Below are 13,999 nucleotides of genomic sequence, written 5' to 3'. Positions count from 1 at the left end.
TTTTTGGTAGTTGTCATGCTGTCAATTACATTTTACGGGCAGTTTTCAGATGTACTGCAAAATAGGATTCTGCAACAATTAAATTCCATTAAAACCCTGAAACAAAATCAGATTGAAAAACTAATTCAATCTGAATGGAGTAATTTTATCAATGTGTCCAATATAGAAGAAGACAGCTTGAATTTTAAGTTACCGGAAAAAGATTTTAAAACAGGTATTTATGATTTCACAAAGTACAATAAAAATCATCAGCTAACTATTGGTTTAGTTGATGTAAAGCATGGTAAACACACTATAAAAATTATACCTTACAGTAAAGTGATGAATATTTTGCTGGAGCGGACCGGAATGGGAGAAACGGGGGAATCGTATTTGGTGGGAGATGATTACAGAATGCGGTCGCAATCACGTTTTTTTAAGGATTCCGTACCATATGATATTATTGTAAAAACAACAGGGGTGTCAAATGCTTTATCGGGTGAGTTTGGAAAAGGCCTGTATAAAGATTATAGACATGTTGATGTCTATGGTGTATACGGCCCTATTGAAATACAGAATCTTAAGCTAGTCATACTTTCTGAGATAGATAAAGAAGAGGTAGAAGCACCATTACAAAGCTTGAAAAGCAGGCTTTTTGTCTTAATGTTTTTAATTCTGATCATAGCCATTTTCATTTCTTTGTTCCTTACCAGAATAATTGCCAACCCAATTTTAAATATGAAAAACAGCCTGAAAGAAATGGCAGATGGTAATTATAATGAGATCAATAGGTTTACAAAAAACTCTAATGAAATAAAGGAAATGTTTGAGGCCCTGGATAATTTAAAAAAGTCATTACAAGGTGCGGTAAATTTTTCTGAGGAAATTGGAGAGATGAATTTGAACTCAGAATACATCCCTAAAAGTAAAAAAGACGCTTTAGGAAAAAGCTTGATTAAAATGAGGGATAAGCTAAAAGAGTTCAGAAGTAATGAAAACATAAGCCGTATTAACACTAAACGTCAATTAGTGGATGGTTTGGAGAATGAAAGACAACGACTTTCCAGAGAGCTTCATGACGGATTAGGTCCGTTATTAACATCGTTAAAATTTTATATTGATAATAAGGTTGATAACAAGGTGTTACGTTTGGAGATGGGAAAAATAATTGATGACACCATTTCTGAGATCCGGATCATGTCTAATGCGTTGGCACCTTCTACTATGAACGATTTTGGCGTTGGTGCCGCACTTACAAATTTTACGGAAGACATTAAGAAAGCATCTGATGCTTCCATCGTGTTTGAAGATCTTTTAAAGCAGAAGAACAGTAGACTTACAAAGAACCAGGAAATTCATATATTTAGAATAACCCAGGAATTAATAAACAATACGTTAAAATATGCGAAAGCGAAAAATATAAGGATTACATTATCAGAATTTGATGATTTTGTGTCCCTGTTTTATTTTGATGATGGGGTAGGGTTTAATATGGATAATGTAACACTGGGTTCAGGTATTATTAACATCAGGGAAAGGGTTGAAATTTGCAACGGGAAGATTAAAATAAACTCCAAACAAGGAAGGACAACTTTTGATATAGAATTACCTATAAAAAATGAAAACAATTAAACTCGTTATTGCCGATGACCATGAACTGTTTAGAAATGGTCTGAAAGAATTATTAAAAAGGCATCATGATATTGAAGTCATAAGCTGTGTTGGTGATGGCGAAGAGTTTATTGAACTCGTTAAAGCTAACCGGGAGATAGATATTGTTCTGTTGGATATCACTATGCCAAACATGGATGGATTTGAGGTTTTAAACGAAATAAAAGACTTAAACCCGGCCATTAAGCCAATAATAATATCTATGCATGACGAGGGAAATTATATTGCTAAATGTGCTAAAATGGGTGCCTATAGCTATTTATTAAAAAACACTGATCAAGAAGAACTTATAAAGGTTGTTCGCATAGTTAGTAAAGGAAAGAAATACTTCAGTCCCAAAATATCTGAAAAGATGATTGATTATATGTCTGATAATTCCATAAGCGAAAACATACTTTCAAAAAAAGAAATAGAGGTGCTGACATTAATCTCAAAAGGAAACACAACCAAGGAAATTGCTGCCTTACTTTATGTTAGTAAAAGAACCATAGAAACCCATCGTTCTAATATCCTTAAGAAGTTAAGTGCTAAAAATACTGCAGAGCTTATTATAAAAGCGGTAAAAATGAAACTTATTTAATCAAATATCCGTATTTATACGGATATACATTAAGTGATTTCATAGAACTCCAAATGCTATGCTCTGTATTTATATTTGAGTGAATTTTAAAACGGAAGGATTATGAGAACACTAATTTTTACTTTAGCGATGGTCTTTATAGCTTCTGGTGTTTTTGCTCAAAAAAGAAGTGACCTTAAAGGACCGGCTTATAAGAACTACAAACCGTGGTTAAATAAGGATAAAAGTGAACCCGCTACTGTTGTTTATACAACTACAAAAAAGGAAAAGTTAATGGGCCCGGCTTTTAAAAACAATAAACCTTGGCAGAATAACAATAATAAAGAATACAATAAAGTTGCCTTTAACTCAAAAAGAGTTGAATTGAAAGGCCCTGCGTTTAAAAATTACAAGCCCTGGAAAAAAGATTCTGATGAAAGCAAAACAAAAATGGTCATGACTCCAAATAAGGCAGACCCCGATGAAACAGCTCATAATAACTAACGTAAAAAGCCCTTAATTTTTAAGGGCTTTTTTTGATCCTCCTGCTTTTCAAAACAAAGCTTTAATATAATTTATTCGTCTTCATTTTTCCTGGCCTGCTTTTTCATAGCTTCACCAATCTGGTTACTGGCAGTAAAACTAGCTACCATGTTGTTTAGCATATCGCTTCCGGCCTGTGGTGAATTTGGTAACAGGATTAAGTTACTATTAGTTTCTTCGCCTATAGCCTGTAAGGTGTCATAATGCTGTGTTACTACGATAAGCGCAGAAGCTTCCTGGGAATTGATGCCAACTTTGTTAAGCACTTCAACAGACTCTTCCAGTCCGCGGGCAATTTCCCTGCGTTGATCGGCTATACCTTGCCCTTGCAGACGTTTGCTTTCAGCTTCGGCTTTTGCTTTTTCAACAATTAAGATACGTTGTGCATCCCCTTCAAACTGAGCAGCGATCTTTTCGCGTTCAGCAGCATTAATACGGTTCATGGCCTCTTTTACCTGGGCGTCCGGATCAATATCCGTTACAAGGGTTTTGATGATATCATAGCCATACTCAGACATGTATTCCTGTAGCTCGCGTTTTACGGCTATAGCAATATCGTCTTTTTTAACAAAGACGTCATCCAGTTTCATTTTTGGTACTTCGGCACGAACTACATCAAAAACAAAAGATGTAATCTGATCATGAGGATATTCCAGTTTATAAAAGGCGTCATAAACTTTATCTCTTATGACTAAATATTGCACGGAAACCTTCAATTTTACAAATACGTCATCAAGGGTTTTAGTTTCTACAATAACATCTAACTGTTGGATTTTTAAACTCAGTTTTCCCGAAATTCTATCTACAACAGGGATCTTTAGCTGAAGACCCGAATGACGTATACTTTGAAAGCGTCCAAAACGTTCTATAACTGCTGCGGTTTGTTGTTTAACAATAAAGAAGGAAGAGATTAATATAATTAATCCGAAAAAAATAATAGGAATCAAAAGATAGTTCATGGTTTATATAATATTTGTTAGAATAAATGTGTTACTAAATTTAAGTTATATTTGCCCTTTAACCCAAAAATGCTATGAAAAAATTACAGCTTATACTATTAGTAGTATTATCCCTAACTTTTGTTACAAATAGTTTAGCCCAACGTGGCAGATATCCTATTACCAACGGTATTTCGGTTGCCGGAGGTTTCAGTCAATTAGATATTGCTACGGATAATTTCATTACAGAGAAAGGGAAAGGTTTTGCCGGTGGATTTTTAGCCACAGTTGATATCCCATATCAATGGTATAATGTTAGTTTTGGTATGCAACTTTCTGAAAATACTATAGGCATTTCTGCAAGGCCCTCAATGTTAAGCGCCAGCAATCCCAATGAGTTTATTGACTATAAATTATTTATGGCCCAGGTGGCTTTATTTATGAACGTTAAGATAATTGAAGACCATTTCACTATCGATGTTGGTCCTATGTTGCAATACAACAGTAAATTGGAGTTAAAAGAGGATTCTCAGGAAAACTACTATATAAACAATTATTCTAATCTAACAGCCAGTGATATATCTGATATATCCCGATTCAATATAAACGGTGCCATAGGTGCTTCTTTAGGTATTAAAAACTTTAAACTCAGGGCCCAATATATTTATGGCTTTACCAATATTTTTAATAAGCTGGACGGTAAAAATTTGGATACTTCAGGTGGCGAAGACAGGCTTAAAGGCCATATGAATATGCTTGTGCTGGGAGCAATTCTTTCGTTTTGATACATTTTTTAATGTGTCACTCTGTCCCGATAGCTATCGGGATCATTTCAGGGTCTCTAAAAGGTCACCGATTTGTTTGTCAAGTTCCTGTACCTGATCGATGGTAGGTCTAATATCATTCGTTTTTACGGTCTCGCCTCTTTCATAACCAATGTAGTCTCTCCAACCTTTAGACCTAATATGTCTGCGTTTTCTAACTAAATTATACAATGAATCTTCCTTCAGGTTTTCAACTTCAGAATAATCAATCTCTAAGGAAATTTCAGGATACAAATCGTTTAGAATCTTTTTAGCCATAAAAAAATGTCCCGTTTCATTGGGGTGAACCGCATCCGGAATTAAAGTAAAAGCAGAATCTATTTGTTTAAATTCTGCCTGGATTTTACTTAAATAGCTATGTAAATCTATAACAGGAACATCTTCAAATTCTAAAAGCCAATTGGCATAAGTTTTAAGGACTTCCTTGTTGTAATATGCATAAGGTGTATTGTATGAATAAGTATCGCTATCGACTAACAGGTAGTCTTTTTTTTGTGCCGCATCAAAAATGGTTGGTGTCAGTAATATGATTTTGGCGCCTTGTGCCTCCACCTTATCTTTTAACTTATAAATACCTTTTTTATAATTGTTGAATCTGGTACTGTCTAACTCAGAATAGATGCCGTCATTCATGCCGTAACAAGCCAGGACTAAGTCCGGTTTGGTATAGTTTAAAGCGTTGTCTAACCGGTTGTGAACCCATGGCCTGGGAAAGCCATGGTCAGGTTCTGAATCGCCTGAAACGGTTTCACTCGATAGGCCAACACTTATAATATCCAGAGGCTTTTCAGGGTAGTTTTTTCTAAGATAATACTCAATAAAATCAACATATCTGCCATTTTCCGTAATACTGTTTCCAAGGATCAAAACCTTTTTATTATGTAAGGGATATAAATCTTTTTCTGAATGGTTACACGAACAAAACAGTACAATTATGGCAATTAAAAAAAAGTGTTTCATGATGTTATAATATATCGATTATGGCATGTATTCGTTTAGTAGTTTCAACCTTTCCAATCATAAACATGATATCGAACACATCGGGCCCCTGTAACGCACCAACCAAAGCTAAACGCAATGGCATCATAACTTTTCCGAAACCGATTTCGTTAGAAGTGATCCAACCCTTAATAGTGGTCTGAAGATGTTCTACAGTAAACTCCTCGGTACTATCGATGAGGCCTAGAACCGAGTTAAGAATACCTTTAGTGTCTTCTTTAAGGGCTTTCTTTGAGGCTTTTTCATCATAGCTTTTTGGTGCCTGGAAAAAGAAATAACTTAGATCCCAAAAGTCAGAAACAAAGGTTGCACGTTCTTTTACAAGCCCAATAACCAGTTCAATATAGTTGACATCAATATCATTTAATTGAGGGTATTCCTCTTTAAACGCTTTAGCCAAATCACCGTTAGACTGTTCCTGCATGTAATGATGGTTGAACCATTTAATTTTATCAGGATCAAAACGCGCTCCGGCTTTGTTAACGCGATTTAGATCAAAGGCTTTAATAAGTTCCTCTAAACTAAAGATTTCTTGTTCCGTTCCAGGGTTCCAGCCTAAAAAGGCTAAAAAGTTGACCACAGATTCAGCAAAATAGCCATCTTCTTTGTACCCTCTGGAGATCTCATGTGTTTTAGGGTCTTCCCATTGTAACGGGAATACGGGAAAGCCTAGCTTATCACCATCACGCTTACTTAGCTTGCCCTTTCCCGTTGGTTTTAAGATCAATGGTAAATGGGCAAATTCAGGAGCCTCCCAATCTAAAGCCTGGTATAATTGATAGTGTAATGCTAAAGAAGGTAACCACTCTTCGCCACGAATAACATGTGTGATCTCCATTAAATGATCATCCACAATATTAGCCAGATGATAGGTTGGCATACCATCACTTTTAAACAACACCTTATCATCCAGAATATTCGTATCTATTTTAATGTCCCCTCTGATAATATCTTTTAAGTGTAGAGTGTCGTCTTGCGGTGATTTAAATCGGATCACATAATTTTCGCCGGCCTCGAGCTTTGCTTTTACTTCTTCGGCAGAAAGCGATAAAGAATTACTCAGTTTTAATCTATTATGCCAATTGTAAATAAAAGTTTTTCCTTTAACCTCATGGTCTTTTCTGTGAAAATCCAGGATTTCAGCGGTATCAAAAGCATAATAGGCACGACCACTTTCAATAAGCTGTTCTGCATATTGCTTGTATAAACCTTTACGTTCACTTTGTCTGTAAGGGCCGAATTTTTCGTTTTTATCGGGGCCTTCATCAAACGGAATGCCACACCAATTCAGCGCATCAATTATATATTTTTCCGCACCTTTAACATAGCGGCTTTGATCCGTATCCTCAATACGTAAAATAAAATCACCACCGTGTTTTTTAGCAAATAAATAGTTGAATAACGCAGTACGAACTCCGCCAATATGTAAAGGGCCTGTTGGGCTGGGTGCAAAACGCACACGAACGCTTTTGGTCATGTTTTTTATATTTAAGGGCAAAAGTAAATGAATTTTTTCGTTTATAATTTACATGGTCAAAATGAAAAAAATTTATTGACTAACAAAGCGATGCCCTGAGCCGGTCGAAGGGTGGTTTCTTTGAAGAAAGATACAATTAACACATTATTATAAAGGGTGTACTGAATAAAATTGTAGTTTAGTATTATGCAAAACTTTGAAGCCATAAAAAACAAGCTGGAAGCTTTTATTAAGCGCTATTACACCAATGAGTTGCTCAAGGGGACCATTTTGTTTTTTACCATGGGGTTGTTGTATTTTCTATTCACGCTTTTCATTGAGTATACCTTATGGTTGGGAACAGGCGCAAGAACAGTCTTGTTTTGGCTGTTTATAGCTGTTGAGTTAGCACTTTTAGTAAAGTTTATAGTATTACCTGTTGTCAAACTATTTAAGCTAAAAGAAGGCATTAATTACCAGGAGGCCTCTAAAATAATCGGGAGTCATTTTCCCGAAGTAAATGATAAATTACTGAACGTACTTCAGCTTAATGATAACCCGGCACAATCAGAATTACTACTGGCCGGTATTGAGCAGAAGTCCGTTGAATTAAAACCTGTTCCGTTCAAACTCGCCATTAATCTAAGGCAGAACGTAAAATATTTAAAGTACGCTGCTGTCCCGGTTTTAATTCTTTTGATAACTTTTTTAACTGATAATTTGAATTGGTTTAGTAATAGTTACCAACGGGTGGTGCATTATAAAACCGAATATGAACCACCGGCACCATTTCAGTTTTTCGTAGTCAATGAGAATTTACAAACCATAGAGAATAAAGATTTTAAACTTATGGTAAGGACTGCCGGTGAGTTGATCCCGGAGAATGTCCAAATTGAGTATGACAATGAAATTTACTTTTTACATCAAACCGGAGTAGGTGAATTTGAGTATGTTTTCACGCAACCCAAAGCACCGATTGAATTTCAATTACATGCCAATAATGTTAGCTCAAAGCCCTATGAACTCAATATTATTAAAGCGCCTTCTTTGCTGAGTTTTGAAATGATTCTAGATTATCCTAAGTATACTAAAAAGCAAGATGCCGTTTTAAAAAGTACGGGGAATGCTTTGGTTCCTGAAGGCACTAATATTACATGGCAATTAAAAACCAAATCCACCGATTATGTAAATCTTTATACTGAGGATACTACAAGATTTAATAAGGACAATGGTGTTTTTAAAACTTCTAAGCGCGTTTTAAGGAATTTGGATTATAGCATTAGTACCAGCAACAAGAACCTGCAGGATTATGAGAATCTGGCTTTTAGAATCGATGTTGTTAAAGACCAATATCCTGAGTTAAACATTCAAATGGAAGTGGATAGCCTGGACCAGCAAACCTTGTATTTCTTTGGACAAGCCAGTGACGATTATGGTTTTAGTAAGCTGCAATTAGTTTATTATCCTGCGGATTCTGAGGATAACAAACAAATTGAGACCATGCCTATAACCAATTCCAATATTGCTGAGTTTATTAGTGCATTTCCGAATAATTTGGAAATTGTTGAAGGCATACCCTATAATTTATACTTCCAAGTATTTGATAATGATGTAGTTAACAACTACAAAAGCATTAAAAGCACGGTTTATACTTATAGAAAACGAACCAGGGAGGAAGCGATTCAAAAACAATTGGATGAACAGAGTAAAACCATCCGGGATCTTAACAAATCCTTAAATAGGTTTGAAGAGCAGGATAAGATCTTAGAGGAACTTACAAGGACTCAAAAAGAAAAACCGGATTTGAATTTTAATGATAAAAAGAAATTGGAATCATTTTTAAAGCGTCAGAAACAGCAAGACGACATGATGAAAAGTTTCAATAAGAAATTCAAGAATAATTTAGAGAAGTTTCAAAACGAGAATTTGGAAGAGGATCCGTTTAAGGAAGATTTGGAGAAGCGGTTAAAGGAGAATGAAGCGCAGTTGGAAAAGGATGAAAAGCTACTGGAAGAATTAAAAAAACTCCAGGAAAAAATCAATAAGGATGAGTTGGTTAAAAAGCTTGATCAGCTGGCAAAACAGAATAAGAATAAAAAGCGAAGTCTCGAACAACTGATAGAATTGACCAAACGATTTTATGTTGAAAAGAAACTTGAAAAGTTAAAAGAAGATTTGATGAGGCTGGCCAATGATCAGGAGAAACTTTCTGATCAGGATGAGAAGGAAAATACCGTTGATAAACAAGAGGAGCTTAACAAAGCGTTTGATGAATTTACCAAGGAACTAGAGGATTTAAAGAAAGAGGGGAAAGCCTTAAAAAAGCCAATAGAGATTCCTCAGGATAAGCTAGACGAAAATGAAATAAAAAAGGAGCAGCAAAAAGCTTCTGATGAATTGCGCAAGGGTGAACAGGAAATGCCCAATGAGACGGATGAGCAGAAACCTTCTGAGAAGCAAAGTCAAAGTCAGAAGAACGCTCAAAAAAGTCAAAAGAACGCCGCTAAGAAAATGAAGCAGATGGCTCAGAGTATGCAAAGTGCCATGAATGCTTCGGGAGGAGAACAAATGCAGGAAGATATGGAGATGTTACGTCAGATTTTGGATAATTTGGTGTTGTTTTCTTTTGATCAGGAAGCCCTCATGGACCGTTTTAAATCTATAAACGGAGAACACAATAAGTATGCATCCTATTTGCGTAAGCAACATACCTTAAGAGAACACTTTGAGCATATAGATGATAGTTTATTTGCATTGTCGCTTCGCCAGCCTAAACTGTCGGAAACAGTCAATAAGGAAATCACAGAAGTCTATTTTAATATAGATAAAGCTATTAGTTTGTTGGCGGAGAACCAGCTGTACCAGGGAGTGTCTAATCAGCAATTCGCCATTACGGCGGCTAATAATTTAGCTGATTTCCTGAGTAATATTCTTGATAGCATGCAGGAGAGTATGAGTATGTCGGCCGGAAAAGGGCAAGGTGATATGCAATTACCCGATATCATCATGAGCCAGGAAGAGCTCAACAAAATGATGGAAGAAGGGCTTAAAAAGTCTGAAGAGGGTAAAAAACAAAATGAGGGTAAGCAGAAAGAAGGAGATGAAGGTAAAGAAGGTGATAAGGAGGGTAAGGATGGAGAGAAGCTCCATGGGGAGGGAGAAGGTACTAATGAAGAACTTGATGGGTTGTTATATGAAATTTACCAGGAGCAACAAAAGTTACGTAATGCTTTAAAGGATAAAATTGCTAAAGAAGGATTGGGATCAAAGGGAAATAATTTGACCCGGAAAATGGAAGATATAGAGTTGGAGTTATTGAATAAGGGATTCACCAATCAAACGCTTAAGAAAATGATGGAGCTTAAGCACCAATTATTAAAAATGGAGAATGCAACTTTTGAACAAGGAGAGGATGATAAAAGAGAATCGGAAACCAATAAAGAACAGTTTAATAATACTTCCGGAAACCAAATTCCAACCGCAAAACAATATTTCAACACTATTGAGATTTTAGACAAACAAGCCTTACCTTTGCAGCAAATTTACAGAAAGAAAGTGCAAGCGTATTTTAAGAAATCTAATGATTAACTTTAACTACGAAACTGATTTTTCATTAGCCGACGAACAAAGAATCTCTACATGGATTTTAGATGTTATTAACTCTGAGGAACACAAACTTGAGGAGATTAATTATGTGTTTTGTGATGATGACTATTTACATAAATTGAATGTTGAATTCCTCGATCACGACACTTTAACTGACATTATTAGCTTTGATTATTCGGTCGGAAAAATTATACAGGGCGATATATTTATTTCCGTAGAAAGGGTGGCCGATAATGCTGATGATTTTGGTGTTGCTTTTGAAGAAGAGCTACATCGTGTTATCGTTCATGGGGTATTGCACTATTGTGGTTATAAGGATAAATCCGCTGAAGATACTGAAGCAATGAGAAGCAAGGAAGATTACTATTTGGAGCGACTTGCTTAGAATCAGGATTTCGACGTATATTTGCAAATTCATTTACATTGAGACAGAAGTCTGAATAATGAATGTTCCACGTGGAACATCTTTAAAATAAAAAGTAATGTTTAACGAAGTTTATGATGTTATTGTAGTTGGTGCCGGTCATGCCGGTAGTGAGGCTGCTGCAGCCGCTGCCAATATGGGTAGTAAAACGTTGTTGGTTACCATGAACTTGCAAAACATTGCTCAAATGTCGTGCAACCCGGCTATGGGTGGTATTGCAAAAGGACAAATTGTGCGTGAGATCGATGCGCTTGGTGGTTATAGTGGTATCGTGTCTGATACCTCAGCTATTCAATTTAAGATGCTTAATAAATCTAAGGGACCCGCTATGTGGAGTCCGAGAGTACAGAGTGACAGAATGCGGTTTGCTGAGGACTGGAGGATGCTTTTGGAGCAAACCGAAAACTTGGATTTTTACCAGGAAATGGTGTCGGGATTATTGATTGAAGGTGATCAGGTTGTAGGTGTAAGAACATCGCTTGGTGTTGAGATAAAATCGAAAACGGTTGTATTGACTAATGGTACTTTTTTGAATGGATTAATTCATATAGGCGATAAGAATTTTGGAGGAGGAAGAGCTGGAGAAAAAGCGGCTACCGGTATCACTGAACAATTAGTGGATTTAGGTTTTGATTCCGGTAGAATGAAAACAGGAACACCTCCACGTGTTGATGGCAGGTCATTAGATTATTCTAAAATGATTGAGCAACCAGGTGATGATAACCCTGAAAAATTCTCGTATTTAAATGTCACTAAACCTTTGGAAAAGCAACGGTCTTGTCACATGACTTATACCAGTCCGGAGGTGCATGATTTGCTTCGTGAAGGGTTTGACAGGTCACCCATGTTTAATGGTAGAATTAAGAGTTTAGGCCCAAGGTATTGTCCTTCTATTGAAGATAAAATTAATCGTTTTGCGGATAAGGACAGGCATCAATTATTTATAGAACCGGAAGGCTGGAATACCGTGGAGGTTTATGTAAATGGGTTTTCAACATCCCTTCCGGAGGATGTTCAGTTTAAAGCATTGCGCTCTGTAGCAGGTTTTGAGAATGTGAAATTTTTTAGACCCGGTTATGCTATAGAATATGATTATTTTCCACCGACGCAGTTAAAGCACACTTTGGAAACCAAGCTTGTAAACGGACTTTATTTTGCGGGGCAGATCAATGGAACTACAGGCTACGAAGAAGCCGCTTCTCAGGGTCTGATGGCAGGCATCAATGCCAGTTTAAAAGTTCAGGTAAGAGATACGTTTACATTAAAAAGAGATGAAGCTTATATAGGTGTTTTAATAGACGATTTGATTACAAAAGGCACGGAAGAACCTTATAGAATGTTTACGTCTCGTGCAGAATACAGAACGTTGTTACGTCAGGATAATGCCGATCTACGTTTAACTCCTAAAGGTTATGAATTGGGGTTAGCTAGTGAAAAGCGTCTTAAAAGGATGGAGGAAAAACACGAAGCGGCTGAAAAATTTGTCTCGTTTTTTGAAACTACAAGTGTAAAGCCGGAAGCAATTAATCCGATATTGGAGAATAAAAATTCAGCACCTGTAAAACAATCCGGAAAACTTTTTAAGATTTTTGCCAGACCTAATATTGAGATGGAAGATATCAGAAAAGTGTCCAGTGTTGAGTCTTATATTCAGGATCATAATCTGGATAGGGAAGTGATAGAGCAAACAGAAATTCAGGTAAAATATTCCGGGTATATTGCTAAGGAAAAAAACAATGCCGATAAACTAAACCGATTAGAATATGTAAAAATTCCTGAGAATTTTGATTATTCTAAAATCAAATCCATGAGTTTTGAGGCGCGTGAAAAACTAAAAAAAATACAACCAACAACCGTATCGCAAGCCTCAAGAATCAGTGGCGTCTCACCAAACGATATTTCCGTTTTATTGGTGTATATGGGTCGGTAAATTTTTTAATGTTCCACGTGGAACATTAGGTTTAATTTTTATTTTTTGTCATTCTGAACTTGATTCAGAATCTATTCCAAATGAAAAACAATTCTCCTTTTTTAACTCTAAAAGACCATGCCGTTTCAGGAGAAACTTTTGAGTTGATTCAAAATGAAACATTCGGTTTTTTAGAAACCACGCCACAACCTTCTAAGGAAAAATTACCCGAATATTATCAAAGTGAAGATTACATTTCACACACAGATGCCAGGAGAAATTTATTTGAAAAAGTATATCATGTAATCAGAACCATATCTTTAAAACAAAAATCAAAATTGATTAATGCGTTTCAACCGGAAAGTAAACATCTTTTAGATGTTGGATGTGGCACCGGTGATTTTTTGCAGGAAGCTTTAAAAAATAATTGGACAGTTTCCGGAATAGAACCTAATGAACAAGCCCGGGCTATTGCCAATAAAAAAACTAATGAGTCTGTTTTTGAAATTGAGAAACTTTTGGAATTTGAAACACACAGTTTTGATGTCATTACACTTTGGCATGTTTTGGAGCACTTACCAAATTTGGAAGATCACTTGGCTGTTTTCAAAAAACTTTTAAAACCAAATGGTGTTTTAATAATTGCTGTACCAAACTATAAAAGTTTTGATGCAAAACACTACAAAGAATTTTGGGCCGCCTATGATGTGCCAAGACACCTTTGGCATTTTAGTAAATCATCTATTTCAAGATTAGTGTCTAAATTTTCAATGCGAGTTGTAAAAATAAAACCCATGTGGTTTGATGCATTTTATGTGAGCCTGCTTTCTGAAAAATATAAAACCGGAAAAATGAATCCCGTTAAAGGATTTTTCATAGGAGCTGTATCAAATTTTAAAGGCTTAACCTCAAAAGAAGTGTCTTCTTTAATTTATTGTATAAAAAACAGCTGAAACTTATTTTAATTAACGTTCTTTTGAGTTTAGCAATAGAGGTGTCGAAATACCTGCCTGATTTTTAAAAGCCTCTTAAATGGCTTTATTTTAACCCTGTGCTAATAAAAGTTTTTAATTGCTGAGTTGTATTTCAAT

At 35.9% G+C, this 13,999-nt stretch carries 11 protein-coding genes; 8 read left to right on the top strand and 3 right to left on the bottom strand.

Annotated elements, in window-relative coordinates; translation table 11 throughout:
* Window positions 1-15 precede the first annotated feature (15 nt).
* The 3 genes from Q0983_RS03760 (at window position 16) to Q0983_RS03750 (ending at window position 2,713) form a co-directional block, all read left to right on the top strand.
* Entirely contained in the window at window positions 16-1,611 is a 1,596-nt protein-coding gene (locus Q0983_RS03760) for an ATP-binding protein (protein ID WP_299548940.1), read from the top strand.
* Entirely contained in the window at window positions 1,598-2,230 is a 633-nt protein-coding gene (locus Q0983_RS03755; protein WP_299548937.1) for a response regulator transcription factor, read from the top strand. The genes Q0983_RS03760 and Q0983_RS03755 overlap by 14 nt, the downstream gene beginning before the upstream one ends.
* Window positions 2,231-2,332: 102 nt before the next feature.
* Window positions 2,333-2,713, top strand: a complete 381-nt coding sequence (locus Q0983_RS03750) for a hypothetical protein (RefSeq protein ID WP_299548934.1) — start codon at window positions 2,333-2,335, stop codon at window positions 2,711-2,713.
* A 71-nt stretch (window positions 2,714-2,784) separates the two neighbouring features.
* On the opposite strand, the gene Q0983_RS03745 is transcribed toward Q0983_RS03750, so the two are convergent.
* Window positions 2,785-3,711, bottom strand: coding sequence for an SPFH domain-containing protein (locus Q0983_RS03745; protein WP_299548931.1), 927 nt, complete (start codon window positions 3,709-3,711; stop codon window positions 2,785-2,787).
* A gap of 74 nt (window positions 3,712-3,785) precedes the next feature.
* On the opposite strand from Q0983_RS03745, the gene Q0983_RS03740 reads away from it, so the two are divergent.
* Window positions 3,786-4,475 (top strand): hypothetical protein, encoded by a 690-nt coding sequence (locus Q0983_RS03740; RefSeq protein ID WP_299548928.1) that lies wholly within the window; start codon window positions 3,786-3,788, stop codon window positions 4,473-4,475.
* Window positions 4,476-4,517: 42 nt separating this feature from the next.
* Here Q0983_RS03740 and Q0983_RS03735 read toward each other — a convergent pair whose 3' ends face one another.
* Entirely contained in the window at window positions 4,518-5,474 is a 957-nt protein-coding gene (locus Q0983_RS03735) for an SGNH/GDSL hydrolase family protein (protein ID WP_299548926.1), read from the bottom strand.
* 4 nt (window positions 5,475-5,478) lie between these two features.
* Window positions 5,479-6,990: a glutamate--tRNA ligase gene (gene gltX, locus Q0983_RS03730; RefSeq protein ID WP_299548924.1), complete on the bottom strand. Its 1,512-nt coding sequence runs from the start codon at window positions 6,988-6,990 to the stop codon at window positions 5,479-5,481.
* Window positions 6,991-7,176: 186 nt separating this feature from the next.
* Here gltX and Q0983_RS03725 point away from each other — a divergent pair, with 186 nt between their 5' ends.
* The 4 genes from Q0983_RS03725 to Q0983_RS03710 all read left to right on the top strand — a co-directional run bounded on the left by Q0983_RS03725 (window position 7,177) and on the right by Q0983_RS03710 (window position 13,861).
* Window positions 7,177-10,557, top strand: coding sequence for a DUF4175 family protein (locus tag Q0983_RS03725; protein WP_299548922.1), 3,381 nt, complete (start codon window positions 7,177-7,179; stop codon window positions 10,555-10,557).
* Window positions 10,550-10,960, top strand: a complete 411-nt coding sequence (ybeY, locus tag Q0983_RS03720) for an rRNA maturation RNase YbeY (RefSeq protein ID WP_299548920.1) — start codon at window positions 10,550-10,552, stop codon at window positions 10,958-10,960. Before Q0983_RS03725 ends, ybeY begins: the two co-directional genes overlap by 8 nt.
* A gap of 97 nt (window positions 10,961-11,057) precedes the next feature.
* A complete protein-coding gene (mnmG, locus tag Q0983_RS03715; RefSeq protein WP_299548917.1) occupies window positions 11,058-12,929 on the top strand; it encodes a tRNA uridine-5-carboxymethylaminomethyl(34) synthesis enzyme MnmG in 1,872 nt (623 codons plus the stop codon).
* Window positions 12,930-13,009: 80 nt separating this feature from the next.
* On the top strand, window positions 13,010-13,861 hold the full coding sequence (locus Q0983_RS03710) for a class I SAM-dependent methyltransferase (RefSeq protein ID WP_299548915.1): 852 nt from the start codon (window positions 13,010-13,012) through the stop codon (window positions 13,859-13,861).
* The last annotated feature ends 138 nt before the right edge of the window (window positions 13,862-13,999 follow it).

It is taken from the genome of Seonamhaeicola sp., assembly GCF_028281565.1.
GTDB lineage: Bacteria > Bacteroidota > Bacteroidia > Flavobacteriales > Flavobacteriaceae > Seonamhaeicola.
This window is presented reverse-complemented; position numbering and strand designations above follow the sequence as displayed.

Bases quoted from the DNA above. Each gene is read 5' to 3' on its own strand.
- Q0983_RS03760 (WP_299548940.1), top strand. From the start codon at position 16: ATGCTGTCAATTACATTTTACGGGCAGTTTTCAGATGTACTGCAAAAT.
- Q0983_RS03755 (WP_299548937.1), top strand. From the start codon at position 1,598: ATGAAAACAATTAAACTCGTTATTGCCGATGACCATGAACTGTTTAGA.
- Q0983_RS03750 (WP_299548934.1), top strand. From the start codon at position 2,333: ATGAGAACACTAATTTTTACTTTAGCGATGGTCTTTATAGCTTCTGGT.
- Q0983_RS03745 (WP_299548931.1), bottom strand. From the start codon at position 3,711: ATGAACTATCTTTTGATTCCTATTATTTTTTTCGGATTAATTATATTA.
- Q0983_RS03740 (WP_299548928.1), top strand. From the start codon at position 3,786: ATGAAAAAATTACAGCTTATACTATTAGTAGTATTATCCCTAACTTTT.
- Q0983_RS03735 (WP_299548926.1), bottom strand. From the start codon at position 5,474: ATGAAACACTTTTTTTTAATTGCCATAATTGTACTGTTTTGTTCGTGT.
- gltX (WP_299548924.1), bottom strand. From the start codon at position 6,990: ATGACCAAAAGCGTTCGTGTGCGTTTTGCACCCAGCCCAACAGGCCCT.
- Q0983_RS03725 (WP_299548922.1), top strand. From the start codon at position 7,177: ATGCAAAACTTTGAAGCCATAAAAAACAAGCTGGAAGCTTTTATTAAG.
- ybeY (WP_299548920.1), top strand. From the start codon at position 10,550: ATGATTAACTTTAACTACGAAACTGATTTTTCATTAGCCGACGAACAA.
- mnmG (WP_299548917.1), top strand. From the start codon at position 11,058: ATGTTTAACGAAGTTTATGATGTTATTGTAGTTGGTGCCGGTCATGCC.
- Q0983_RS03710 (WP_299548915.1), top strand. From the start codon at position 13,010: ATGAAAAACAATTCTCCTTTTTTAACTCTAAAAGACCATGCCGTTTCA.